Raw genomic sequence first — 22,707 nt, forward strand, 5'->3', positions numbered from 1 at the left:
GCATGAACAGCAGGAACAGCAGGAACAGAAGGAACAGCAGGAGCGATCCGCTGCACCCTCCGGTGCCGCCGATCTCCTCGCGCGCGGAGCCGCGATTCGCCAGCGCCGCACGCAAGGACGCACTCGCCGGAGCCTTCCAGGACCAGGGCGAGGACTACGACCGGCTGCGCCCCGGCTACCCGGTCGCCGCACTGGACGCGATGCTCGCGCAGGTGACGGCGTCGGGCTCGTCGTCGGGCTCGTCGTCGGGCTCGGCGTCGGACTCGTCGGCGGACCGGCCGCTGCGGGCCGTGGACCTGGGCGCGGGGACGGGAAAGCTCTCCTGGGCGCTCGTGGACCGGGGCCTCGAGGTGATCGCAGTGGACACCAGCGCCGCGATGCTCGAGACGGCGCTGCGGCGCGGGAATGGTCCTGGTCCCTCGACGGATCCGGTCACGGATCCCACGCCCGAACCCGCCGCGGATCCCACGCCCGAACCTGCCGCGGATCCCACCAGACCTCCGGCCGCGCACCGGTCCACCCGCCTGAGCACGCACCTCGCAGTGGCTGAGGCGACAGGGCTGCCGGAGGGATGCGCTGACCTGATCACCGTCGCTCAGGCCTGGCACTGGTTCGACGCTGTCGAGGCGTCGGCCGAGGTGGTGCGGCTGCTGGCCCCGGGCGGGGTGCTCGCGCTGGTCTGGAACATGCTCGACGTGACGATCCCCTGGGTGCACCGCCTCTCCCGGATCATGCACGCCGGAGACATCCATCGCGAGGACTTCCTGCCCACCGTCGGCGCCCGGCTCGAGCTCGTCGAACGCTCTGTGCACCGCTGGGAGGACCCGATGCCCACCGGCGACGTCATCGACCTCGCCCGCACCCGCAGCTACGTCATCACCGCCCCCGAGGAGCGGCGCGCGAAGGTGCTCGCGAACCTCGACTGGTACCTGCACGATCACCTCGGCCACGCGCCCGGCGCCCTGGTGGGCGTCCCCTACCGCACGGATCTGTTCCTCTACCGGGTCGCAGGCCGACCTGTCGCCAGCACCTGAGCCCCACCCCACCTCCACTCCCGCCCGCTTTCCTGCGTCCCTGCGTCGACCGTTGCGCAGTGGGCGTTCTGGGGGCTCAGAGCGCCCACTGCGCAACGGTGCCGGTGCCGGTGGTCTGTGGTCGGGGTCGCGGCTCGCGCTGGTGATCACGGATGTCAGGCAGGGGTGCGGGCGCAGTCGTCGTTCACGAGGGAGGGCGCCACCCCCGTGCCCGCAGCTCATTCCGCACCGCGCTCACGGCCGGCGCGCATCCTCGTCGGAGGTCCTCCTTGTGGAGGCGGATCTCGAGGAAGCCTGCAGCCCTCGCCGCACGCGCACGCCGGATGTCCCGCTGGATCTGCTCCGGGTCGTTGTGCACAGCTCCTTCGTACTCCGCGCACACCGAGAACTCCCGCCACTGGAAGTCGGGCTCGTGCCGCGCAACGCCGTCGGGGCCGAGCAGCGGCCTGTTGATCTCCGGCTCCGGGAGGCCGGCGGAGAGGAAGGCGAGGCGCAGCTCGGTCTCCTTCGGTGAATCGGCACCGACCCGCATATGGCGGATGGCCGCCTGGAGCGCACGGGAGTGCCGTCCCGTCGCCACCGCGAGCAGATCGGCTCGGGTGCACCACGGCTCGTCCCTGCCCTCGAACCGCGGCCGCGGGATACGCAGAAGGTGGTCACCGACGGCGACGAGCGCTGTCGGTCCCAGATGCGCGGCGAGGTCCCGCCAGGTCCGTGCTCGAGAGGTCATCGGCAGCGGAGAAGTGCGGCCGCTGGCCGTGTGGAGATACTCCGCCCGCTGGATGTCACCGGCCGACAAGGACAGATCGTGCCAGCGCACCACCCCGTCGGAGCGGCCCCGGGCGCCCGAGGTCGCGACCTCCACGGGCATCTGCGGGGTCCAGCTCTCGAGGTGGTGCGGCATCGGGACGCCCAGCAGCCGTGCAGCGGAGAGCCCGACGATCACGAGGCGCGGGTCATGGCGGCAGAGCGCGGCCGCGATGTGGATCTCGTGGCTCATCGCATCCCGACGTGCGTACAGCCCCCGACGGAGCCGCTCGAGGTCGGGTCTGCGCAGCCTGTCGGCAGGGACACCGGCACGCAACGCCTCCGCCCGAGAGAACACGGGCCAGGGAAGTGACGGGGGGAGAGCGGCAGGTCGACGGGCCATGGCCCCAGCATGCTGTCGGGGGTCGGACCGCCGACGTCGTCCACAATGCCCTGCTCAGAGGCACGAGGTGTCCAGCGGTGACTCAGCGATGGGGTCCGCGTTGCGTCGACCGTTGCGCAGTGGGCGTTCTGGGGGCTCAGAGCGCCCACTGCGCAACGGTGGACGGTGCTGAGCGGCTCAGCTCCCGGTGCCCGCGTCGCTCGCGCCCGCGCCGCCGCCGTCCGAGGGTGCCGCGCCCTCCGGCGGGGCGATGCTCATGTCGGTGACCTTCCAGCGCTCGCCGTCCCAGGTGACTGTGGCGATCAGCTGCCCGGTGACCGAGTCCAGGGCCGTGGGCTGGAGGTTCGGGTTGTCCACCAGGATGGACTCCTGCTGGGTGAACTGGGCGACCACGGTGCCCGTGGCGGGCGGCTCGCCGGTGCCCTCGAACGTGGTCGAGTGCACCTCGAAGGCACCGTCCACGAGGTAGCCGCCCTGCTCGGAGAGCACCTGGGCGTTCTCCAGGAAGCGCACGCACACCTGGCAGTTCGAGTCCACGGACCCCTCCCACACGGAGACGTCGCCGCTGCTCATCATGTAGTCGTAGGACTCGAGCAGGTAGGTGAGGGTGGCCTCGGCCCCTTCAGTGCTCTGCTCGGTCATGCCGGACGGCTCCTCGGGGCGGGGGAGCTCGGGACGGGGCGGCTGCTCGTCGGGGTCCGCCGTCGGCCGATCGTCCGGGTTCTCGACCGCTCGATCCTCGGCGCCCGGGCCCAGCAGCTGACCGATCCCCATCGCACCGAGGGGGACCAGCAGCACGAGTGCGAGCACGATGATGATGACGCGTTGGACTGGTCGGTTCACCCGGCCCACGGTAGACGACGTGCCTGCGCGGGCGTCGAGCGACGTGGTCGCCGCCACCCGACGGCGCCGTCTCCCGACACCCGCCACCGTTCCGGTCACGGTTCTGCCCTGCGCGGATCCACCGATAGTCGGATGTCGCGCGTCGGGGGGAGGGCCTATGCTTCCCGGGTCGCCCGGAAACGCTTCGGCCGTGCGGCTTCCCGGAAGGATTCTCGTGACCCTGCTGCGACTGGTGCTGAGGGGCTTGAAGCCGTACTGGATCTGGGTGCTCCTGGTGGTGCTCTTCCAGATCGTCGGCGTGCTGGCCGCCCTCTACCTGCCCACCCTGAATGCGGACATCATCGACGACGGCGTCGCCAAGGCCGATGTCCCCGTCATCTGGCAGCTGGGCCGGCTGATGCTGGTGATCTCCTTCGGCAACATCATCGCCCTGGTCGCCGCCAACTTCTTCGCCGCGCGCTCGGCCATGCGGGTGGGCAAGGATCTGCGCTCGCGGGTGTTCGGCCAGGTCAGCTCCTTCTCCCCGCGCGAGCTCGCCGAGTTCGGCACCCCCTCGCTGATCACCCGCTCCACCAATGACGTCCAGCAGGTCCAGATGCTGGTGTTCTTCTCGCTGAACATGCTGGTCCAGGCCCCGGTGACCGGGGTCGGCGGTGTGATCCTGGCGCTGCGCGTGGAGCCGGGCATGGCCTGGCTGATCGCGGTGATGGTGCCGGTGATGCTGGTCGCCGTCGGCATCCTGATCTTCCGGGCCGCACCGCTGTTCAAGCAGATGCAGGGCAAGATCGACGACATCAACTCCGTGCTGCGCGAGCAGATCACCGGCATCCGGGTGCTGCGCGCCTTCGTGCGCGAGGACCGCGAGCGCGAGCGCTACGCCGTGGTCAACGGGGAGCTCACCGACCTGAACCGTCGGATCGGCCTGCTGATGATCCTCATCAATCCGATCATCATGTTCATCCTCAACGTCTCCAGCGTGATGGTGCTGCTGGTGGCCGCGCCCCGCATCGACGCCGGGCAGATGGAGGTCGGTGCGATCACCGCCTTCATCGCCTATCTGATGCAGATCCTCATCGCGGTGATGATGGCGACCTTCATGACGATGATGATCCCGCGCGCGATGGTCTCCGCCGAGCGCATCTCCGAGGTGCTCGGGACCGAGACCAGCGTCCACCAGCGCATCGACGGGGTGGACGAGATCGAGGGCCAGATCGAGCTGACCTTCGAGGACGTCTCCTTCACCTACCCCGGCGCCGAGCGGCCCGTGCTCGAGGACATCTCCTTCACCGCCCGCGCCGGGCAGACCGTCGCGATCATCGGCGGCACCGGCGCCGGCAAGACCACCCTGATCAACCTCGTCCCGCGCCTGATGGACGCCACCGAGGGCAGGGTGCTGCTGAACGGACACGACGTGCGCGACCTCGACGCCCGCGTGCTGTGGGACCGGGTGGGCCTGGTCCCGCAGCGGCCCTACCTGTTCTCCGGCACCGTCGCCAGCAATCTGCGGTTCGGGAACCCGACGGCCGACGAGCAGGACCTGTGGCACGCGCTCACCGTCGCCCAGGGCCGGGACTTCGTCGCCGCGATGCCCACCGAGCTCGAGTCCCCGATCGCCCAGGGCGGCACGAACGTCTCCGGTGGGCAGCGGCAGCGGCTGTGCATCGCCCGCGCGCTGGCGGCGAAGCCGTCGCTGTACCTGTTCGACGACTCCTTCAGCGCGCTGGACCTCACCACGGACGCGAAGCTGCGGGCGGCGCTGGTCCCCGAGACCCGGGACGCGCTGCAGCTGGTGGTCGCGCAGCGGGTCTCGACCATCACCGCCGCGGATCTGATCCTGGTGCTGGACAACGGCCGCATCGTCGCGCAGGGCAACCACACCGAGCTGCTCGAGAGCTCGGAGACGTACCAGGAGATCGTCCGTTCGCAGGGCGTCGAGGAGGAGGTGGCGTGATGACCGCATCCGAGACCCCCGAGCAGGAACCCGTCGCCGCAGGGGACGAGGCGCAGGCCGCCGCAGAGATCGCGAGCGAGAAGGACGCGGCCCGCGGGCTGCGACCCGGTCAGAGCGCGCGGAACTTCTGGCCCTCCACCAAGCGCCTGATCGGCGAGATGGGCCCGGAGCGCGTCTACCTGTTCATCGCGATCGCGGTGGGCTTCGTCTCCGTCGCCTTCTCCGTGGTGGGACCCAAGATCCTGGGCCACGCCACCGACATCATCTTCACCGGCCTCATCTCGCGGGACCTCCCCGCGGGCGCCGATCCGGCGGATGTCATCGCCCAGCTGCGCGCCGACGGTCAGGACCAGTTCGCGGACATGCTCTCGGGCATGACCCTCACCCCCGGCGTGGGCATCGACTTCACCGCGCTGCACCAGACTCTGGGCCTCGCCGTCGGCCTGTTCGCGATCTCCGCGCTGCTGATGTGGTTCCAGGGCGTGGCCCTGAACCGGATCATCTACCGCATGGTCTCGCGCCTGCGCCGCGACATCGAGGAGAAGCTGCACCGCCTGCCGCTGGCCTACTTCGACAAGATGAAGCGCGGAGAGATCCTCTCCCGCGTCACCAATGACATCGACAACATCCAGAACACCCTGATGAACACGGTCACGGGCCTGGTCAACTCGATCCTGATGGTGATCGGCGTGCTGGTCATGATGTTCACGATCTCCTGGCAGCTCTCCCTCATCGCGCTCGCCGTGATCCCGGTGGCGCTCGTGGTCACGGGCGTGGTCGGCAAGCAGGCGCAGAAGCTGTTCGCCCAGCAGTGGGACGCCACGGGCGTGGTGAACTCCGAGGTGGAAGAGGCCTACACCGGGCACTCCCTGGTGACCGTCTTCGGCCGACGCGACGAGGTCGCCGCCCGCTTCGAGGAGCGCAACGAGACCCTGTTCCGCGCCACCTTCGGCGCCCAGTTCGTCTCCTCCCTGATCATGCCGCTGATGATGTTCGTGGGGAACCTCAGCTACGTCGCGATCGCGATCGTGGGCGGGCTGCGGATCATCTCCGGCCAGCTCACCCTCGGCGATGTGCAGGCCTTCATCCAGTACTCGCGCCAGTTCACCCAGCCGCTCTCCCAGGTCGCCTCGATGGCGACCATGCTGCAGTCCGGTGTGGCCAGCGCCGAGCGCGTCTTCGAGCTGCTGGATGCCGAGGAGCAGGAGCCGGAGACCACGGTGGATACCGCCGCCTCGGGCATCCGCGAGGGCCGCGTCGAGTTCGAGCACGTGCGCTTCTCCTACACCCCCGAGCGGGAGCTGATCCGCGACCTCTCGCTGGTGGCGGACCCCGGGCACACGGTCGCGATCGTGGGGCCGACGGGAGCGGGCAAGACGACCCTGGTCAACCTCGTCATGCGCTTCTACGAGGTCGACGGCGGACGGATCACGATCGACGGGATCGACATCCGCGACCTCACCCGCGCCCAGCTGCGCGAGCGCACCGGCATGGTCCTCCAGGACACCTGGCTGTTCAAGGGCTCGCTGCGGGAGAACATCCGCTACGGCCGGCTGGATGCGAGCGACGAGCAGGTCATCGAGGCGGCCCGCGCCACCCACGTCGACGACTTCGCCCGCCAGCTGCCTGACGGCTACGACACGATCGTCGACGACGACGAGTCCTCGCTGTCCGCCGGCGAGAAGCAGCTGGTCACCATCGCCCGGGCGTTCCTCGCCCGGCCGAACCTGCTGATCCTGGACGAGGCGACCTCGAGCGTGGACACCCGCACCGAGGTGCTCGTCCAGAAGGCGATGAACGCGCTGCGTGCGGGCCGCACCTCCTTCGTGATCGCCCACCGCCTCTCCACCATCCGTGATGCGGACCTGATCCTGGTGATGGAGGCCGGGGACATCGTCGAGCAGGGGGATCACGAGCAGCTGCTCGCCCGGGGCGGCGCCTACGCCCGGCTGTACCGCTCGCAGTTCGAGGGCGCCGCGGTGGACATCGACGCCGCGGAGGAGCTCGCCGGCAGCGGCGCCGAGGACGAGGCGCCGACGACGACCGGTGGGATCGCGCTGGGAGGGTGAGCTCCCTGCCGGGTGACGCCCCCGGCCGGAGAGGTGAACCATCCGACAGGAACTTGTTTTCATGCAAGCCTGTGAATACTATTCATCGGTGACTTCTTCCCGCCCCCGTCGGCACCCCCGTCGCCGCACTCTGCTGCGCGCCGCGCCCCTGGCGCTTGCCACGGGTCTCCTCACCCCGGCGCTGGCCTCGTGCACCCGCGCCTCCGAGCGCCTGGACGCCGAGTCCAACGCCGTCCCCGAGGTCGACCTCTCCGACATCGCCGAGGTGCCCGAGATCGCGGCACTCGTCCCGGACGCCATCCGGGAGCGCGGTGAGCTGATCAACGGTGCGGCGCTGAACTACGCCCCCGGCGAGTTCGTCGGCTCCAATGGCGAGGCGGTCGGCTACGACATCGACATCCTCGCCGGGATCGGCGCGGTGCTGGGGCTGTCCACCCGCACCGAGGCCGCGGTGTTCGCGCAGATCATTCCCGCCGTCGGCTCCACCTACGACGTGGGCATCTCGAGCTTCACCGTCAACGAGGAGCGGCTCGAGGCCGTCAGCATGGTCTCCTACTTCCAGGCCGGCATCTCCTACGCCGTGAAGGCGGGCAACCCCTACGACGTCCACCCCGACGACCTCTGCGGCAAGCGCGTCGCGCTCCAGGTCGGCACCTACCAGGAGGAGCTCTCCCTCGAGCGCTCCGAGGAGTGCCGCGAGGCGGGCGAGCGCGGATACGACATGCTCGCCTACGCCTCGAACTCCGACGCGGCGACCAACGTCGCCGGCGGCAAGGGCGACATCCTCATGGCCGACTCCCCGGTGACCGCCTACGCCATCGCCCGCTCCCGCGGGACCCTCGAGGCGATCGGCGACATCGAGGAGTCCGCCCTGAACGGCATCGTCGTCGCCAAGGACCAGCCCGAGCTGGCCGAGGCGATCCGCGCGGCGGTGCAGCACCTCATCGATTCCGGCCACATGGAGCGCATCCTCGCTGCATGGGGCAATGACGCAGGCATGATCCCGACCGCGGAAGTGAACCCCCAGCCGTGAGCACCCCTCAGACCCCCGCCCCCTCCCCGTCGGCCGCGCCGCCCGCCACGGAGCGCTTCACCCCGATCCGTGCCAAGGCCGCCCCGCGCCCCGGCACCTGGATCTCCGCCGTCGTCGTCGCCCTGCTGGTCGTGGGGCTCGCCGTCTTCCTGGTGACCAACCCGGTGCTCGAGTGGGGCACCGTCGCCACGTACATCCTGGACGTCAAGGTGATCCAGGGCGTCGGCTGGACGTTGCTGCTGACCGTGCTCTCCATGGTGCTGGGCACCGTCGTGGCGCTCACCGCCGCGGTCATGCGCCGCAGCGACAACCCCGTGCTGCGGGGAGTGAGCTGGGCGTACATCTTCATCTTCCGCGGCATCCCGGTCTACACCCAGCTGGTGTTCTGGGGTCTGTTCACCGTGATCGTGCCCAAGATTGTGATCGGGGTGCCCTTCGGCCCCGAGCTGCTGAGCTTCTCCACCCGCGATCTGCTCACCGCCTTCTGGGCCGCTGTGATCGGCCTGGGCCTGAACGAGGGCGCCTACCTCGCCGAGATCATCCGCTCCGGACTGAACTCCGTGGACAAGGGGCAGAGCGAGGCCTCCCGGGCACTGGGCATGAGCAACAACCTGATCCTGCGACGGATCATCGTGCCGCAGGCGATGCGGGTGATCGTGCCGCCGCTGGGCAACGAGACCATCGGCATGCTGAAGACCACCTCGCTGGTGCTCGCGGTGCCCTTCACCCTCGACCTCACCTTCGCCACCAACGGCATCGCCAACAAGCTGTTCACACCGATCCCGCTGCTGATCGTCGCCGCCCTGTGGTACCTCGCGATCACCAGCGTGCTGATGGTGGGCCAGTACTACCTCGAGCGCCACTTCGGTCGCGGCTTCGATGACCGCACCCCGACCGGTGCGGCCACGACCGGCCGCCGCGGCGGACGCTCCCGCCAGGCCGCCGTGAACCGCGCCGGCACCACCCCGCACGACCCGCTCCCGGAGGTGGAGCAGTGATGACCCCGACCCCCGACACCCCCGCGCCCGGCACCCCCGATGCCGGGGCCGCTGATCCCAGCACCCCGGCATCGGCATCCGGCCACACTGATCCCGGCGCCGCTGCCGCCCGCCCCGTCATCCAGGTCGAGGGGGTCCACAAGTCCTTCGGCGCCCTGCACGTCCTGGACGACTGCGACCTCACGGTGCACGCCGGCGAGGTGGCCGTGCTGGTGGGCCCTTCCGGCTCCGGCAAGTCCACGCTGCTGCGCTGCATCAACCAGCTCGAGGAGCCCAGCGCCGGACGGGTGCTGATCGACGGCGAGGTGCAGGGCTACCAGCCGGATCCGCTGCCCGATGGCCGCTGGCAGAAGCTCTCCTCCGCCGAGATCGCGGCCCAGCGCTCCCGCATCGGCATGGTCTTCCAGCGCTTCCACCTCTTCCCGCACCTCACCGCGCTCGGCAACGTGATGGAGGCGCCGGTGCAGGTGCGCGGCCTGCCCAAGGCCGCCGCCGAGAAGAAGGCTCGAGCGCTGCTGGAGCGGGTGGGCCTCGCCGATCGCGCCGACCACTACCCCTCCGAGCTCTCCGGCGGCCAGCAGCAGCGCGTCGCGATCGCCCGGGCACTGGCCATGGATCCCGAGCTGATGCTCTTCGACGAGCCCACCAGCGCCCTGGACCCGGAGCTGGTCTCCGAGGTGCTCACCGTCCTCAAGGATCTGGCGGCCGACGGGATGACCATGGTCGTGGTGACCCACGAGATGGGCTTCGCGCGCGAGGTCGCCGATCAGGTCGTGTTCATGGACGAGGGCCGCATCCTCGAGCGCGGCACCCCCGAGCAGGTCATCGACCACCCGGAGTCCGAGCGGCTCAGGGGCTTCCTCGCCTCGGTGCTCTGAGGCCTGCGGGCCCGCCGCTCTGCCGCTGTCGGCGCGTGACCCCTCGGTGGCTCGGTGGCCCGGTCGCTCAGTCGCTCAGTCGGCGGTAGCGCATCAGCCGGCGCAGACCTGCCGCGGTGCCGGCCTGCGGCTCCTGCAGGGCGAGCTCCAGCCGGGCGCGCACGGCCGCGGTGTCCAGGTGCGGGCCGATCGCCACCAGGGCGTCGTCGGTCCCCGGCGCGCAGGCCGCGACGTGGATGTGCCGCCCCACCAGATGCACGACGTGCCGGCGCGTCCCGCGTGGGGTCCGGACGGTGATCATGCCCTTGATCCGGTACACCCCGGGCGGGGGATCCTCGAGCAGATCGAGCACGGCGCCCGGGTCGACCGGCCCCGAGGGGCGGGCGGTCACCGCCTCGGCGTGCTCGTGCTCGTGGTCGTGCGCCCGGGCCTGCTCCCGACGAGCCTCGCGGGTGACGGCCGCCAGCGGGAGCTGCCCCGCAGGATCCTCGCGATCAGTGATGTCCGTGACCAGCGCGGGGTCGATGGCTCCGTGGGGCGCCTCGATGATCGGCGCGGTCTCGTTCCGGCGGCGGATCCGGGCCGTGATCTCCTCGATCACCGCGCGACGCCGGGAGGGCGGCAGCAGTGCCGTCTTGGTGAGGACGACGAGCGACGCCGCCGCGAAGCGGACCGGGGGCTCGCCGCGATGCCCGCCGGGCCCGGGGGTGTCGACCGTGTCGAAGTAGGCGCAGGCGTCGACCACCTCGATCACGCCGCCCGGCCGGGTGCGCTCGGCGGAGGTGAAGCGGATCAGCCGGGCGACCGCGAGCGGTTCGGCGACCCCGCTCGCCTCGACCAGGATCGCGTCCAGTCTCAGGGACGGCTGGGAGAAGGTCTCGAGGGCCTCGTCGAGCTCGCCATGCTCGGGCAGGCAGCACAGGCAGCCGCCCGCGATCGACGCGGCCTCGTCGACCTGGCCCGTGATGAGGCCGGCATCGACGTTGATCGACCCGAAGTCGTTGACCACGACGCCGAACCGAGCGCCCGGCGCCTGCAGCACGGAGTTCAGCACGGTCGTCTTGCCGGCGCCCAGGAAACCGGTCAGCGCGATGACGGGAACCGAGGGTGCGCTCATGGGAGACCACTGTAGATGAGAAGGAGTCTCGACAGTGTGGTGCGTGCCGATCCTCACCGCAGCCCCTCCCACCCCGCCCCGCGCCACGTCCCGCCCCGACCGGCGGGGGCGGGGCGGCGGGACGGCGGCGAAGGGGCCGCGGAGGGGGAACGGCTCAGGCGGCCGGGATCTCGAACTCTCCGCGGAACTCGGGCACGGTCTCGTCCTCGCCGAGGATCTTCATCTCGGGCCGGACGTAGGAGCCCTTGAGGGTGTCTCCGGTGGTCTCGACGTAGATCGGGATGTAGCCGGTGGCCTCGCCATCGCGGCGCGAGGGCCCGTCGAAGTAGTCGTAGCCCGCCTCGATCATCTCGTCATCGGCGCTGGCCGCGTAGTTGACCTCCTCGCCGCCGTCCTCCAGGGAGAAGTCCCGCTGGCTGACGACGCCACCGTAGGTGTTCCCAGGGGTCACGGAGACCTCGAGGTAGATCATCTCGCCGTCGGGGTTGTCGTTGGCCAGGTAGTACTCGGTGTCGTTGCCGCGCACGGCGGAGACGATGGTGATCACATCGCCGGTCTCCTCATCGGTGAACTCGGTGCCGATCTCCACCACGGCACCGGCCTCGGCCCCCGCCGTGTCCCCACCCTCGGAGGCGTCGTCACCCTCGGCCGCCGCGTCGTCCCCGCCGTCTGCGGCGTCCTCGGCGTCCTCGGTCCCTTCCGTGTCCTCCGCGGTGTCGGACTCCTCGGCGTCACCCTCTGCGTCGTCCCCGGCAGTGTCGTCCTGCTCGGCCTCCTGCTCGGCGGCCCCAGCGGGCTGCTCGGCGGGAGCCTCTTCCGTGCCGCCGCAGGCGGTCAGGGCCAGCATGGTGGCGGCGGCCAGAGCGGCGCCGCGGGCGATGATCGTGCGAGACATGGAGTCCTCCTCAGATGAGCCGGGGCGCGGCTGCGGCCGTCCCCTGCGATGACGGAGCAGCACGGTCGCGCGGCTCCGCTCCTGCGGCCCGGGAGCGGTGCTCTGCTCCCTGGCCTGTGGTGATGTCTCGAGAGTAAGCGGGATGCCCGATGCGCACCATGGGGAGGAGTCCCCGTGCAGTGCTGCCCCGTCAGAGGTCCCCATGGCGGGAGCGGCGGCCCTGCCGTCGCTCAGTACCGGGCCAGGCGCTCCTCGAGCTTCCGGCGCCGCGAGCCGGTCGCGTGCCGCGAGCCGGCGGAGTCCGGCCGGGTGGCCAGTGCGGCGGCGATCGCCGTGGTCAGCGGTATCGCGAGCACCAGTCCGATCGAGGCGACGAGGGTCCGGAAGATCTCCGCGGCGATCTCGCCGGAGGTGATGGTGTCGATCAGCGAGCGGTTGACGGTGCTCGCGTACATCAGCAGCGGCAGGGCGGACCCGATGTAGGCGTAGGCCAGGGTGTAGACGGTCGAGGCGATGTGATCGCGGCCGATCCTCATGGTCGCGGTGAACACCTGCAGGCGGGAGGCCGTCGGCATCGCGGCCCGTAGCTCCCAGGCGGAGGAGGCCTGGGTGATGGTGACGTCGTTGAGGGCGCCGAGCCCGGAGATGATCACTCCCGCCAGGAACACCGTGGACAGTGACAGATGCGGGTGCGCGGAGAAGAGGACCTGTGCCGCATCGCCGTCGGCCCCAGTCATCCCCGTCGGCCGCCCGGCGGCGAGGGCGATCAGCACGGTGACCGCGATGCCGCCGAAGGTGCCGAGCACCGCCGTGGTGGTGCGCACCGAGACCCCGTGGGCGAAGTAGACGCAGGGGAAGATCATGGCCGAGGCGGCGACCAGGGCTACCAGCACGGCGTTCTCGCCTGCGAAGATCGCCGGCAGCATGAACCACAGCACGATCGCCACTCCGGCCGCGAGACCGGCCATCGCCCGCAGCCCGCTTCCGCGCGCGACCAGCGCGACCAGCGCCAGGTAGGCGGCCAGCAGGACTCCCAGCGGCAGCGTCCGGTCGTGGTCGAGGTAGTACATGAGCTGGGGCTGCCCGGGAGAGGCAGCTCCGCCCTCGGCCACGCTGAGCACCCTGATGCGGTCGCCCTCATGGATCCCGTCGGCGGCGATCGCCGGGGGGACCTCCACGGAGAGCGTCTCCCCGTCGAACGGTGCCGCCCGGCCGACGGCCTCGATCAGCGCGAGCTCCTCGGCGTCGACGCTCTCGCCGGTGCTCTCGCCGATCTCCGCCACGGTGGCCGGCACGATCTCGACGCCCGGGGCGAGGAACTCGCTGCTCTCGACCTGTGTGCCCTGCGCGGGCCAGAGCAGGATCATGCCGACGAGGGTCGCGAGCAGCAGCAGACCGGTCAGCGCCGCGAGCACGATCCGTGCCCGATGGGTGGCGGGCGCGGCGTCGCCGTCGCCTGCGCCGTGCCCGTGCCCGTGGGAGTGTCCGTGCTCTGCGGCGGGGCGAGGGCCGCGGCGGGCGCGCTTCCCCGTGCTCACCACTCCAGGATCTGCCACCGCTTCTTCTTCGCGACGGCGTACAGACCCAGGTCCGGGGCGACCGCGGCGGGGGTGCCCACCAGGTCGAGCCAGGCCGCGTCGGCGTGGGAGTCGCCGTAGCCGTAGGAGGTGGCGAGGTCCGCACCGTGCTGCGCCGCGTACTTGCGCAGCCAGTTCGCGCGGGCCTCGTCGACCAGCGGGGGAGTGGCGAGGTAGCCGGTCATCACGCCGTCGGCGTCCTCGTCCATGTGGGTCGCGACGACCTCGTCGAACAGGTCCGCGAGCGGCGCGACCAGCACGTCCAGCGCGCCGGAGACGAGCACCGTGCGATGTCCGGCGGCGCGGTGCCGCTCGATGGTCTCCAGCGCCTCCGGGCGGATGGAGGCCCGGATCCGACGCCCGGCCTCACCCTGCATCAGCGCGCGCAGCTCCTGGCTGCGGTAGCCCTTGTAGCGGCGGTTGACCAGACGGATCAGCTCCGAGCGGTCACGCTGGTCGGCGCGCAGGTAGCCGGGCACGGCGGCGAGCAGGCCGCCGATCTCCGCCGGCCAGGTGCGGCGCGGCTTCGTCGCCCGGACCACGTCGAAGTACTGCTGGACGATGTTGGTCGCCAGCACCGTGCCGTCGAGGTCGAACACGGCCAGGGCGTCGGTGGACTGCTTCAGCGCGGGGGCGGGGCGCGTCGCGCGCTTCTTCTGCGCCGACTTCGCGCGCGAGTAGGCCTTGGTGAGGTCGGTGACCGCCGGCAGGTGCTGCTTCTGGAAGTAGTCCTTCCACACGATCCCCGCGATGTCGAAGTCGTGGGAGTCCAGGAAGGCCGCCGGGAGCTCGGCCCGCAGCGCGCGGGTGTTCGCGTCGTCGAAGACCATCTCGGTCTTCGTGTAATGGCGGTACAGCTCGATGTACTTGCGCAGCATGGTCAGGCCCGAGGTGGCCTTGTGCAGGCCGGAGGTCCACTCGCGGGTGCGCTTGGTGGCGGGGAGGTAGGCGACGGCGGCCGCGCCCACCTTCGCCGAGAGCTCCTTGGCGCGGAAGCGCTGCTCGACCATCTCGACCGCGGGGAAGGACCACTCGGGCACCTGGATCGGGCGGCCCTTGTCGTCCTCGAGCGGATGCTCGACGAAGTACTCGCGCACAGCGGTGACCATCTCGTGGAAGGGCAGCGGGTTCGAGGCGCCGGAGACCACCTGGTAGTAGGCGTCGTCCCCGCGGCGGGAGACGTCCTGGGTGGCGAGCGCGACGATCACGTTGACCACGTGGTCCACCGGGATGACGTCGAGGATCGAATCCGCCAGGCCCGGGAACTCGGGCAGCACGCCGCGGCCGTAGGCCATGATCAGCGGATCGGCGACCTTGTAGCCGTCGATCCAGCCGGGGTACGGCTTCTGCATCGCGGACTCGATGATCGAGGGGCGCACGAAGGAGACCCGGTGGCCGTCGGCCGCCCACAGCTCCTCGGCGACCTGCTCGGCCATCGCCTTGGTGAAGGTGTAGATGTCGGTCCAGCCCACGGACTGGGCGCGGGTGCGGCCGAAGTCGATCAGGCGCTCGTCCACCCATTCGCGGCGCGCCTCCTCGGAGGCGGCGGCGACGGTCTTGGGGCCCATCCGGCCCACGCGCAGCTTCGCGGCGCGGATCTGGGAGCGCAGGGTCTCGGGCCGACGGGACTCAGCCTCCACCCGCGCGCGGGCCGCGAGCGCGGCCTCGTACTCGGCGCGCCAGTCGACGTCGGCCGGGAGGGATCCCTCCTGGCGCAGGCCCTTGGAGATGCCGCCGACGTAGGCGGTGGAGACGTGGATGACGTGCGGGTCCTGACCGGAGGCCAGCAGTGCCTCGTAGAGGTTCCGGGCACCGCCCACGTTGGTGCGGAAGGCCTCGTCGATCGGCGGGTCGAAGGAGACGGAGGACGCGGAGTGGATCACGACGTCGAAGGGCTCGGTGAGCGCGGGCATGTCGGTGAGGTCACCCTCGAGCACGCCGACGCGGGTGTCGAAGAGCTCCTTCAGACGCGCCTTGCCGTCGACGGGCGCCTCGTCCGTGCCCTCGGACGTCAGCAGCTCCGCCCAGGAGGCGAAGACCGGCTTGCGCAGCAGCTGCTCGAGCCGCTTGCGACCGGTGACCGAGCCCTTGGGCCGCACCACGGCGGTGACATGGGTGCCCTCGGTGGTCTCCAGCAGCGAGCGCAGCACCGCCTGGCCCAGGAACCCGGTCACGCCGGTCAGCAGGATCCGACGGCCTTCTCGGCTCGGGCCGCCGTCGGCGGTCTGAGCGGCGGGGGAGGTGCTGTGCGTCATGGGATCCTCTGTGGACGGGTACGGCGGGGCGCTGGGGGCGGACGGCGCAGAGACTCGTGGCCCCGGTGCGCCAGGATGCGCTCGCGACGCCCGGAGGGCCTCCTGCCAGGGGACTTCTCCGCGCTGGTCAGGGCGGCGCTAGTGTATCGTAGCCGCCATGCATAGGGCCCTGATCACCGGCGGCACCGCAGGCATCGGGGCCGCCTTCGCCAGAGCGTTCGCGGGCCGTGGGACGGCTCTCGTGCTGGTCGCACGGGACCCCGAGCGCCTCGACGAGACCGCCGCACAGCTGCGTTCCGAGTTCGGCGTCGAGGTGGAGACCCTCGCCGCCGACCTCTCCGACCGCGCCGCCCAGCAGCGCGTCGCCGACCGCCTCGAGACCGCCGTCGACCCCGTCGACGTGCTGGTCAACAACGCCGGTTTCTCCGTCCGGGCGAGCCTGCTCGAGGAGGACCTCTCCGAGCACGACCTCGGCTTCGAGGTGATGATCCGTGCGGTGCTCAAGCTCGGCGGTGCCGCCGGCCGGGGGATGCGCGAGCGCGGCCACGGCTGGATCGTCAACGTCGGCTCCGTCTCCGCGCTGGTCACCCAGAACAACTACTCCGCCATCAAGGCCTGGGTGGGCAACTACTCGGAGTCCCTGGGAGTGCAGCTCAGCGGCACCGGGGTGCAGGTCGCCGCGCTGATGCCGGGCTGGGTGCGCACCGAGTTCCACTCCCGCGCCGGGATCAAGGGCTCCTCGATCCCCGGCCCCCTCTGGCTCGACGCCGATCGCCTGGTCGAGGACTGCCTGCGCGACATCGCCCGCGGCAGGCCCGTCTCCATCCCCTCCAAGCGCTGGAAGCTGATCGCCGCCGTGCTGCGCACCACCCCCCGTGGACTGGTCGCCCGGCTCAGCGCTCTGCTCAGTCATCGCCGCAACCGGGAGAAGTGATCGCGTGACCTCGAAGGACATGCCGCACGGCTCCGACGCTCCCGGCTCGGATGCTCCCGGCTCCGGCTCCGGCTCAGATGCTGACGCTCCCGATGCGTCCGGTCCCGGCACCGATGCCGGGCCTCCCGGCCCGCAGGAGGACCCGTCGGCCGATGTCCCCACCGCAGGCCCCACCGCCCGCTCGCGGGCGGCCGACGCGACGGCGCGGGCGAGCGATGAGCTGAAGGGCCGCTCGAAGCGGCTGCTGGGCTCGCTGTCGGCCCGCTCCCGTGGGGAGGGCTGGGAGAAGCCCACCGGGGAGCTGGCCAAGTACCGCTCCGGCTGGCGGGCCGCGATGCGCTTCGTGCTGCAGCGCGTGATCTTCCGTGCCGTGGTGAACTCCGCCGTCACCCCGCAGGTCAAGGTGCACCGCCGGGTCAAGAGCATTCGAGGACCTTTCGTGCTGGTCGCCAACCACACCAGCCACGTGGACGGTCCGCTGCTGGCGATCAGCCTGCCCTGGGCGCAGGGCCGTTTCCTGTGCACCGGCGCCGCCACCGACTACTGGTTCGACCACTGGCATCGCCGGTTGTTCGTGCGCCTGATGCTCAACGCCTTCCCGATCGATCGCGGCGGCTCCCGCAAGCACTCGGGCACCTCCCGCAAGCTGCTGCGCTCCGGCGTGCCGATCCTGGTGTTCCCCGAGGGCGGCCGGCAGACGACGGGCCGGATGGCCGACTTCAAGCCCGGCGCGGCCGCGCTCGCCATCGGCGTGGGCGTGCCCGTGGTCCCGGCCGCGATCATCGGCGGCTACGAGGCGATGCCCAAGGGCCGCACCTGGCCCCAGGGACGCCCCCCGGTCGCAGTGGTCTTCGGGGAGCCGATGATCTCCGACGAGGACGAATCCGCGGTCGCCTTCTCCGAGCGCATCCGCACCCGGGTCACGGACCTGTACGACGAGCACCATGACGAGATCCTCGGCCAGGCCGCCGGGGACGAGGAGGAGACCGCATGAGGGAACGGATGGATGCCCGGGAGGTCACGCGGCACAAGTGGTGGGGCTGGGGTCTGGACTCGGTCACCTTCCGCTACGACAACAAGCCCGCCTTCGCGGGGCTGGCGAAGAACAAGGTCGGCGTGGACCTGGACTCCCAGCAGCCGGTCACGCCCCAGCTGAGCGAGCTCGAGGTCCCGGCCGGACGCCTGCCCGAGGCCGTGCGCACCCTGCTGGCCGGAGCGGTCGGCGAGGACAGCGTGATCGAGGAGGACGAGCACCGCGTCATCCACTCCTTCGGCCGCTCCCTGCCGGACCTGTTCCGGGTCCGCTCCGGGGACTTCGCCCGCCTGGTCGACGCGATCGTGTACCCCGCCTCCGAGGAGGAGGTCGCCGCGGTGCTGCGGATCGTGCTCGAGCAGGACCTGGTGCTGATCCCTTACGGCGGCGGCTCGAGCATCTCCGGCTCGGTCACGCCCGACGTCGCCGAGCAGCGCCCGATCGTCTCCCTGAACCTGGGCCGCATGCGTGATGTGCTCGAGATCGACGAGACCGCGGGCCTGGCTCGCGTGGAGGCCGGCGCCTACGGTCCCGACCTCGAGGAGCAGCTGAACGCCGAGGGCTGGACCGTCGGCCACTTCCCCGACTCCTTCACGTACTCGACCCTCGGCGGCTGGGCCGCGACCCGCTCCTCCGGCATGCAGTCGGACAAGTACGGCGACATCGAGGACATCGTGCGCGGGCTGCGGATGGTCCACCCCGACGGGGTCGCCGTCACCAAGCCGATCCCGGGCCGGGACTCGGGCCCCAGCGTGCACGAGATGATCCTGGGCAGCGAGGGCCGGCTCGGAGTGATCACCGAGGCCACCGTGCAGGTGCACCGCCTGGCCCCGGTCCGGCAGGTGATCGCCTATATGTACCCGGACTGGGAGCACGGCATCCGCGGCATGCACGCGATCGCCCGCTCCACGGACGTCACCCCCACCTTCACGCGGCTCTCCGACGGGCCGGAGACCGAGTTCAGCCTCTCCATGGTCAAGGAGCCCAGCTCCACCAAGGGTCGGGTCGCCGCGAAGGTGCAGGACGGACTGTTCGCCTTCCTGCGCTCGAAGGGATGGGACACCACCCGCGAGATGTCGATCTCGTACGTCTGCTTCGAGGGGTCCAAGGCGGCCGTGGAGCAGCAGAAGGCGATCGTGAAGAAGATCGTCAGGAGCAACGGCGGCATCACCCTCGGCGCCGGGCCCGGCGCGATCTACGACCAGAAGAAGTTCGACACCCCCTACCTGCGCGACTTCCTCATGGACTACCAGGTCTTCGGCGACGTCTGCGATACGGGCGCCACCTGGTCGAAGGTCAACGAGGTCCATGCCAAGGCCTATGAGGCCTTCTATGCGACCCAGGAGCGCCAGGGCCTGCCCGGCTTCATGTTCTGCCACATGTCGCACAGCTACCACGCCGGGGCCTGCCTCTACTTCACCTTCGCCTTCCCCTACTCCAGCAAGGAGCAGGCGCTCGAGCAGTACTACGCGGCCAAGAACGCGGTGCAGCAGACCTTCGTGGACCTCGGCTCCACCGTCTCGCACCACCACGCGGTGGGCACCGAGCACCAGCCGTGGATCACCGAGGACATCGGCGAGGTCGGGGAGCGCATGGTCAAGGGTCTGTTCGCCGACAACGATCCCGGCCGGAACCTGAACCCCGGCAAGGTCACCTCCCCCTGAGCGCGGGCATGGATCAGCTCTGGGTGCTCCGCCACGGCGAGTCCACCGCGAACGTGGAGGGACTGATCGTCTCCGTCCCCGGGCCGCGCGCGCTCACCGAGGTGGGGCTCACCGCGCGCGGCCGTGAGCAGGCCCGGGCCGCCGCCCGCGAGGGGCTCGTCCAGGGGCTGGGACCGGGGACCGTGATCCTCACGAGCGACTTCGCGCGTGCCCGGCAGACGGCCGAGGAGTTCGCAGCAGGGCTCGGCGCCGCTCCGCCCCGGGTGGACCGGCGCCTGCGGGAGCGCAGCTTCGGCCGGTATGACGAGGGCCCGGCCAGCGCCTATGAGCAGATCTGGGAGATCGACCGCGGCCGCGGCACCCACACCGACGAGGTCGAGCAGGTCGCGGACGTCGCCGGGCGGGTGCTCGCGGTGCTGCACGAGGCCGATCAGTTCGCCCGTACCGCGCCGGTGGTGCTGGTCGCCCACGGCGACGTGCTGCAGATCGCCCTCGCGCTCGGCGCCGGGAGCGACCCGCACGAGCACCGCGAGGTGCCGCACCTGGGCAACGCCGAGCTGCGCCGCATCGGGAGCAGCCGCACATGAGCGATGAAGCCCCCGGCGGGACGGTCCTCACGGTCGCGGGGGATCTGCGCACCGTGCGCGGACTGGTCGCGCAGTTCTTCGCGGGCCGCGGCTGGCAGGTCCACGAGCGAGGCCCCGGCGAGCTGAGCGTCGAGACGGGCAGCCTGCGGCGCACCGTGTTCCTGGGCGCCTTCGCCGGCCGGCGCTTCCACCTCCGCTCGCAGATCGAGCTGCGGGAGGTGCGCGGAGGGGCGCAGGGTGCGGTCGAGGTGCACTACCTCTGGGGCGCCGGTGCCGGGCGCACCCTCGGAGGGAGCGTCGGCCGGGCGCGGGCGTCCCGCCGGCACCTGGAGACCGCCCTCGCGCTCGAGCAGCAGCTCCGGGCCGGTGGGCGCTCCGTGCAGGCGCGGCAGCGCTGACCTCAGGGGACGGCCGCCCCGGGAACGGCCTCGGGCCGGATCACCGGCACCACAGAGAACAGGCTCCCTCGCCGTTGAAGGAGCCTGGCATTGACCATAGCGCCGACCTGATGAGAATCCGATCACATCCGGGTCACAGTTCCGTGGATCACTTTTCCCCCTACGATGGACCGATCGTCCATCGACGGACGACCCGCGAACGACCAGCGACAGGATGAGGATCCACCATGACACTGCGCATCGCCGTCTTCGGCGAGAACCGGCACGAGAAGGTCGACACGACCGTGCAGGAGATCTACCCGGACGGAATGCACACCGTCATCGCGGAGGGGCTGCGCACCCTGCTCGCCGCCGACGGCATCGACGCCGACGTGCGCATCGCCCTGCTCGACGACATCGAGGAGTCCCTCTCCGAGGAGGCCCTCGCCGAGACCGACGTGCTCACCTGGTGGGGGCACATGGCCCACGAGGACGTCCCGGACCACATCGCCGAGCGGGTGGTGCGCCGAGTCCACGAGGGCATGGGTCTGATCCCGCTGCACTCCGCCCACTACTCCAAGGTGTTCAAGAAGCTCATGGGCACCACCTGCAGCCTGCTGTGGCGCAACGAGGGCGAGGAGGAGCGGGTGTGGACCGTCAACGGCTCCCACCCGATCGCGCGCGGCGTGCCCCACCCCATCGTCATCCCCGCCCAGGAGATGTACGGCGAGATGTTCGACATCCCCGCCCCCGACGAGCTCGTGTTCGTCTCCTCCTTCGCGGGGGGCGAGGTGTTCCGCTCCGGCGCCGCCTTCCGTCGCGGCAAGGGCAAGGTCTTCTACTTCAGCCCCGGCGACCAGGAGTACCCCGTCTACCACCAGGCGGAGATCCAGCGGGTGCTCGCCAACGCCGTGACCTGGGCGCGCCCCGAGGAGCGCGAGGCCGCGCCGGTGAAGATCGCCAACGCGCCGCGCGACTGGTTCCGCGGCGAGGAGGTCACCCGTGTCATCTGATCTCGACCTCGCCGCCGGGGATCTCTCCGCCGGGGAGCTCGCCGCCGCACAGGGCACCGACACCGCGGCCGCCCCGACCCTCGCGCCCCATCTGACCGGATTCCCGACTCTTCCCGCGGACCGCCCGGCTCGCGTGGTCGTGGTGGGCGCCGGCGGCATGGGCAGCTGGTGGGCGCGGGAGATCGTCGACAGCTCGGTCGCCGAGCTCGCGGGCGTCGCCGACCTCGTCGAGGGCGCGCCGGAGAAGGTCATCGCGCAGTCCGGCATCGCGGACCCCTCGTCGGTCGCCTCCGGCACCGACGGCGCGGACCTGGCCCTCGAGGTCGGCGCGGATCTGCTCGTCAATCCGACCGTCCCGCTGGCCCATCACCCCATCACGGTGAAGGCGCTGCATGCCGGGATCCCGGTGCTCGGCGAGAAGCCGGTCACCGAGACCCTGCCGGAAGCGCTGAGCCTGGTGGCGCACACGGAGCTGACCGGGGTGCCGTTCATGGTCTCCCAGTCGCGGCGCTTCTTCCGCCAGGTGCGGCAGCTGCGCAGCTTCGTCGCCTCCCACGGGCCGACGGTGCTCACCAGTGCCTTCTTCTCGCTGTTCACCGAGATGGGGGGCTACCGCCGCACGCAGCAGCATCCGCTGCTGCGGGACATGGGCATCCACGCCTTCGACACCGCCCGGTACATCATGGACGCGGACCCGGTCGCGGTCACCGCCCGCGGTGCGCAGCCGGAGTGGAGCGTCTATGCGCACGATGCCACCGTGACGGCCACCTTCGAGATGTCCGACGGCTCGCTGTTCGTCTACAACGGCACCTGGAACGCGCGCGGGCTGCCGACCTACTGGAACAGCGAGTGGCGGATCGGCGCCCAGCAGGGCTCGGCCACCTGGGACGGCAAGGGGGCGCCCGTGCTCGGCACCGAGGACGAGGCCGCCACCGAGCGTCTGCAGTCCGCGATCGCCGCGGAGACCGGCGAGGAGCCGGACCAGATCGCCGCCTCGCTCATCGAGTGCGTCAGCGCCCTGCGCGAGGGCCGCACCCCCATGTGCGAGGTGCACGAGAACCTGCTGAGCTTCGCGATGGTCGAGGCGGCAGTGGCCTCCGTGGAGCGCGGGGAGCGGGTCGAGATCGACGAGCTGCTCGAGCAGGCCCGGCTCGAGGCGATCGCCGCCGAGACGGATCCGCAGGCACGGGACCTCATGCAGTCCTGGACCTCCGTGCGCGAGGTGCTCGCCGCCGCACGCTGAGCACGCCGCCGCAGGCTGCGCTCTTCGCGCGCTGAGCTCTGAGCGCCCGGCCGGCT

The 22,707-nt window shown here is 71.0% G+C and carries 19 protein-coding genes; 13 read left to right on the top strand and 6 right to left on the bottom strand.

Annotated elements, in window-relative coordinates; genetic code table 11:
- The first annotated feature begins 2 nt into the window (after positions 1–2).
- Positions 3–1,034, top strand: coding sequence for a class I SAM-dependent methyltransferase (locus tag VF289_RS00090; protein WP_330879849.1), 1,032 nt, complete (start codon positions 3–5; stop codon positions 1,032–1,034).
- A 184-nt stretch (positions 1,035–1,218) separates the two neighbouring features.
- Here the strand turns inward: VF289_RS00090 and VF289_RS00095 are convergent, their stop codons facing one another.
- Together VF289_RS00095 and VF289_RS00100 are read right to left on the bottom strand one after the other, a co-directional pair.
- Positions 1,219–2,034: a hypothetical protein gene (locus tag VF289_RS00095; protein WP_330879851.1), complete on the bottom strand. Its 816-nt coding sequence runs from the start codon at positions 2,032–2,034 to the stop codon at positions 1,219–1,221.
- A 327-nt stretch (positions 2,035–2,361) separates the two neighbouring features.
- Positions 2,362–3,027 (bottom strand): DUF6318 family protein, encoded by a 666-nt coding sequence (locus tag VF289_RS00100; protein ID WP_330879853.1) that lies wholly within the window; start codon positions 3,025–3,027, stop codon positions 2,362–2,364.
- Positions 3,028–3,241: 214 nt separating this feature from the next.
- On the opposite strand from VF289_RS00100, the gene VF289_RS00105 reads away from it, so the two are divergent.
- From VF289_RS00105 to VF289_RS00125, 5 genes are all read left to right on the top strand, one after another.
- The gene (locus VF289_RS00105; protein WP_330879855.1) at positions 3,242–4,978 is read left to right on the top strand and encodes an ABC transporter ATP-binding protein; all 1,737 of its coding nucleotides are present in this window, start codon (positions 3,242–3,244) and stop codon (positions 4,976–4,978) included.
- Positions 4,978–7,047 carry an ABC transporter ATP-binding protein gene (locus tag VF289_RS00110; protein WP_330879857.1) on the top strand — a complete coding sequence of 690 codons (2,070 nt, stop codon included), beginning with the start codon at positions 4,978–4,980 and terminating at the stop codon, positions 7,045–7,047. Before VF289_RS00105 ends, VF289_RS00110 begins: the two co-directional genes overlap by 1 nt.
- Positions 7,048–7,135: 88 nt before the next feature.
- Complete coding sequence (locus tag VF289_RS00115; protein WP_330879859.1) at positions 7,136–8,080, top strand: ABC transporter substrate-binding protein; 945 nt, start codon at positions 7,136–7,138, stop codon at positions 8,078–8,080.
- Positions 8,077–9,078, top strand: coding sequence for an amino acid ABC transporter permease (locus tag VF289_RS00120; protein WP_330879861.1), 1,002 nt, complete (start codon positions 8,077–8,079; stop codon positions 9,076–9,078). Before VF289_RS00115 ends, VF289_RS00120 begins: the two co-directional genes overlap by 4 nt.
- Positions 9,078–9,956: an amino acid ABC transporter ATP-binding protein gene (locus VF289_RS00125; RefSeq protein WP_330879864.1), complete on the top strand. Its 879-nt coding sequence runs from the start codon at positions 9,078–9,080 to the stop codon at positions 9,954–9,956. Before VF289_RS00120 ends, VF289_RS00125 begins: the two co-directional genes overlap by 1 nt.
- Before the next feature lie 67 nt (positions 9,957–10,023).
- On the opposite strand, the gene VF289_RS00130 is transcribed toward VF289_RS00125, so the two are convergent.
- From VF289_RS00130 to VF289_RS00145, 4 genes are all read right to left on the bottom strand, one after another.
- Positions 10,024–11,073 carry a CobW family GTP-binding protein gene (locus VF289_RS00130; RefSeq protein ID WP_330879866.1) on the bottom strand — a complete coding sequence of 350 codons (1,050 nt, stop codon included), beginning with the start codon at positions 11,071–11,073 and terminating at the stop codon, positions 10,024–10,026.
- A 154-nt stretch (positions 11,074–11,227) separates the two neighbouring features.
- Complete coding sequence (locus VF289_RS00135) at positions 11,228–11,968, bottom strand: hypothetical protein (protein WP_330879868.1); 741 nt, start codon at positions 11,966–11,968, stop codon at positions 11,228–11,230.
- Positions 11,969–12,198: 230 nt separating this feature from the next.
- Positions 12,199–13,524, bottom strand: a complete 1,326-nt coding sequence (locus VF289_RS00140; protein ID WP_330879870.1) for a YibE/F family protein — start codon at positions 13,522–13,524, stop codon at positions 12,199–12,201.
- A complete protein-coding gene (locus VF289_RS00145; RefSeq protein ID WP_330879872.1) occupies positions 13,503–15,800 on the bottom strand; it encodes an HAD-IB family hydrolase in 2,298 nt (765 codons plus the stop codon). Before VF289_RS00145 ends, VF289_RS00140 begins: the two co-directional genes overlap by 22 nt.
- A gap of 157 nt (positions 15,801–15,957) precedes the next feature.
- Between VF289_RS00145 and VF289_RS00150 the strand changes: the two genes are divergently transcribed.
- The 7 genes from VF289_RS00150 to VF289_RS00180 all read left to right on the top strand — a co-directional run bounded on the left by VF289_RS00150 (position 15,958) and on the right by VF289_RS00180 (position 22,651).
- Positions 15,958–16,734, top strand: a complete 777-nt coding sequence (locus tag VF289_RS00150; protein WP_330879874.1) for an SDR family NAD(P)-dependent oxidoreductase — start codon at positions 15,958–15,960, stop codon at positions 16,732–16,734.
- 4 nt (positions 16,735–16,738) lie between these two features.
- Complete coding sequence (locus VF289_RS00155) at positions 16,739–17,728, top strand: lysophospholipid acyltransferase family protein (RefSeq protein ID WP_330879876.1); 990 nt, start codon at positions 16,739–16,741, stop codon at positions 17,726–17,728.
- Positions 17,725–19,431, top strand: a complete 1,707-nt coding sequence (locus tag VF289_RS00160; protein WP_330879878.1) for an FAD-binding oxidoreductase — start codon at positions 17,725–17,727, stop codon at positions 19,429–19,431. The genes VF289_RS00155 and VF289_RS00160 overlap by 4 nt, the downstream gene beginning before the upstream one ends.
- Positions 19,432–19,439: 8 nt before the next feature.
- A complete protein-coding gene (locus VF289_RS00165) occupies positions 19,440–20,018 on the top strand; it encodes a histidine phosphatase family protein (protein WP_330879880.1) in 579 nt (192 codons plus the stop codon).
- The gene (locus tag VF289_RS00170; RefSeq protein ID WP_330879881.1) at positions 20,015–20,416 is read left to right on the top strand and encodes a hypothetical protein; all 402 of its coding nucleotides are present in this window, start codon (positions 20,015–20,017) and stop codon (positions 20,414–20,416) included. Before VF289_RS00165 ends, VF289_RS00170 begins: the two co-directional genes overlap by 4 nt.
- Positions 20,417–20,643: 227 nt before the next feature.
- Positions 20,644–21,408 (top strand): ThuA domain-containing protein, encoded by a 765-nt coding sequence (locus VF289_RS00175; protein ID WP_330879885.1) that lies wholly within the window; start codon positions 20,644–20,646, stop codon positions 21,406–21,408.
- The gene (locus VF289_RS00180; RefSeq protein ID WP_330879887.1) at positions 21,398–22,651 is read left to right on the top strand and encodes a Gfo/Idh/MocA family oxidoreductase; all 1,254 of its coding nucleotides are present in this window, start codon (positions 21,398–21,400) and stop codon (positions 22,649–22,651) included. The genes VF289_RS00175 and VF289_RS00180 overlap by 11 nt, the downstream gene beginning before the upstream one ends.
- The last annotated feature ends 56 nt before the right edge of the window (positions 22,652–22,707 follow it).

It is taken from the genome of Brachybacterium sp., assembly GCF_036379615.1.
Taxonomy (GTDB): Bacteria; Actinomycetota; Actinomycetes; order Actinomycetales; family Dermabacteraceae; genus Brachybacterium.

Coding starts and splice junctions, on each gene's coding strand:
- VF289_RS00125 (WP_330879864.1), top strand. CDS start 9,078: ATGACCCCGACCCCCGACACCCCCGCGCCCGGCACCCCCGATGCCGGG.
- VF289_RS00090 (WP_330879849.1), top strand. CDS start 3: ATGAACAGCAGGAACAGCAGGAACAGAAGGAACAGCAGGAGCGATCCG.
- VF289_RS00175 (WP_330879885.1), top strand. CDS start 20,644: ATGACACTGCGCATCGCCGTCTTCGGCGAGAACCGGCACGAGAAGGTC.
- VF289_RS00150 (WP_330879874.1), top strand. CDS start 15,958: ATGCATAGGGCCCTGATCACCGGCGGCACCGCAGGCATCGGGGCCGCC.
- VF289_RS00130 (WP_330879866.1), bottom strand. CDS start 11,073: ATGAGCGCACCCTCGGTTCCCGTCATCGCGCTGACCGGTTTCCTGGGC.
- VF289_RS00145 (WP_330879872.1), bottom strand. CDS start 15,800: ATGACGCACAGCACCTCCCCCGCCGCTCAGACCGCCGACGGCGGCCCG.
- VF289_RS00110 (WP_330879857.1), top strand. CDS start 4,978: ATGACCGCATCCGAGACCCCCGAGCAGGAACCCGTCGCCGCAGGGGAC.
- VF289_RS00165 (WP_330879880.1), top strand. CDS start 19,440: ATGGATCAGCTCTGGGTGCTCCGCCACGGCGAGTCCACCGCGAACGTG.
- VF289_RS00095 (WP_330879851.1), bottom strand. CDS start 2,034: ATGAGCCACGAGATCCACATCGCGGCCGCGCTCTGCCGCCATGACCCG.
- VF289_RS00135 (WP_330879868.1), bottom strand. CDS start 11,968: ATGTCTCGCACGATCATCGCCCGCGGCGCCGCTCTGGCCGCCGCCACC.
- VF289_RS00170 (WP_330879881.1), top strand. CDS start 20,015: ATGAGCGATGAAGCCCCCGGCGGGACGGTCCTCACGGTCGCGGGGGAT.
- VF289_RS00160 (WP_330879878.1), top strand. CDS start 17,725: ATGAGGGAACGGATGGATGCCCGGGAGGTCACGCGGCACAAGTGGTGG.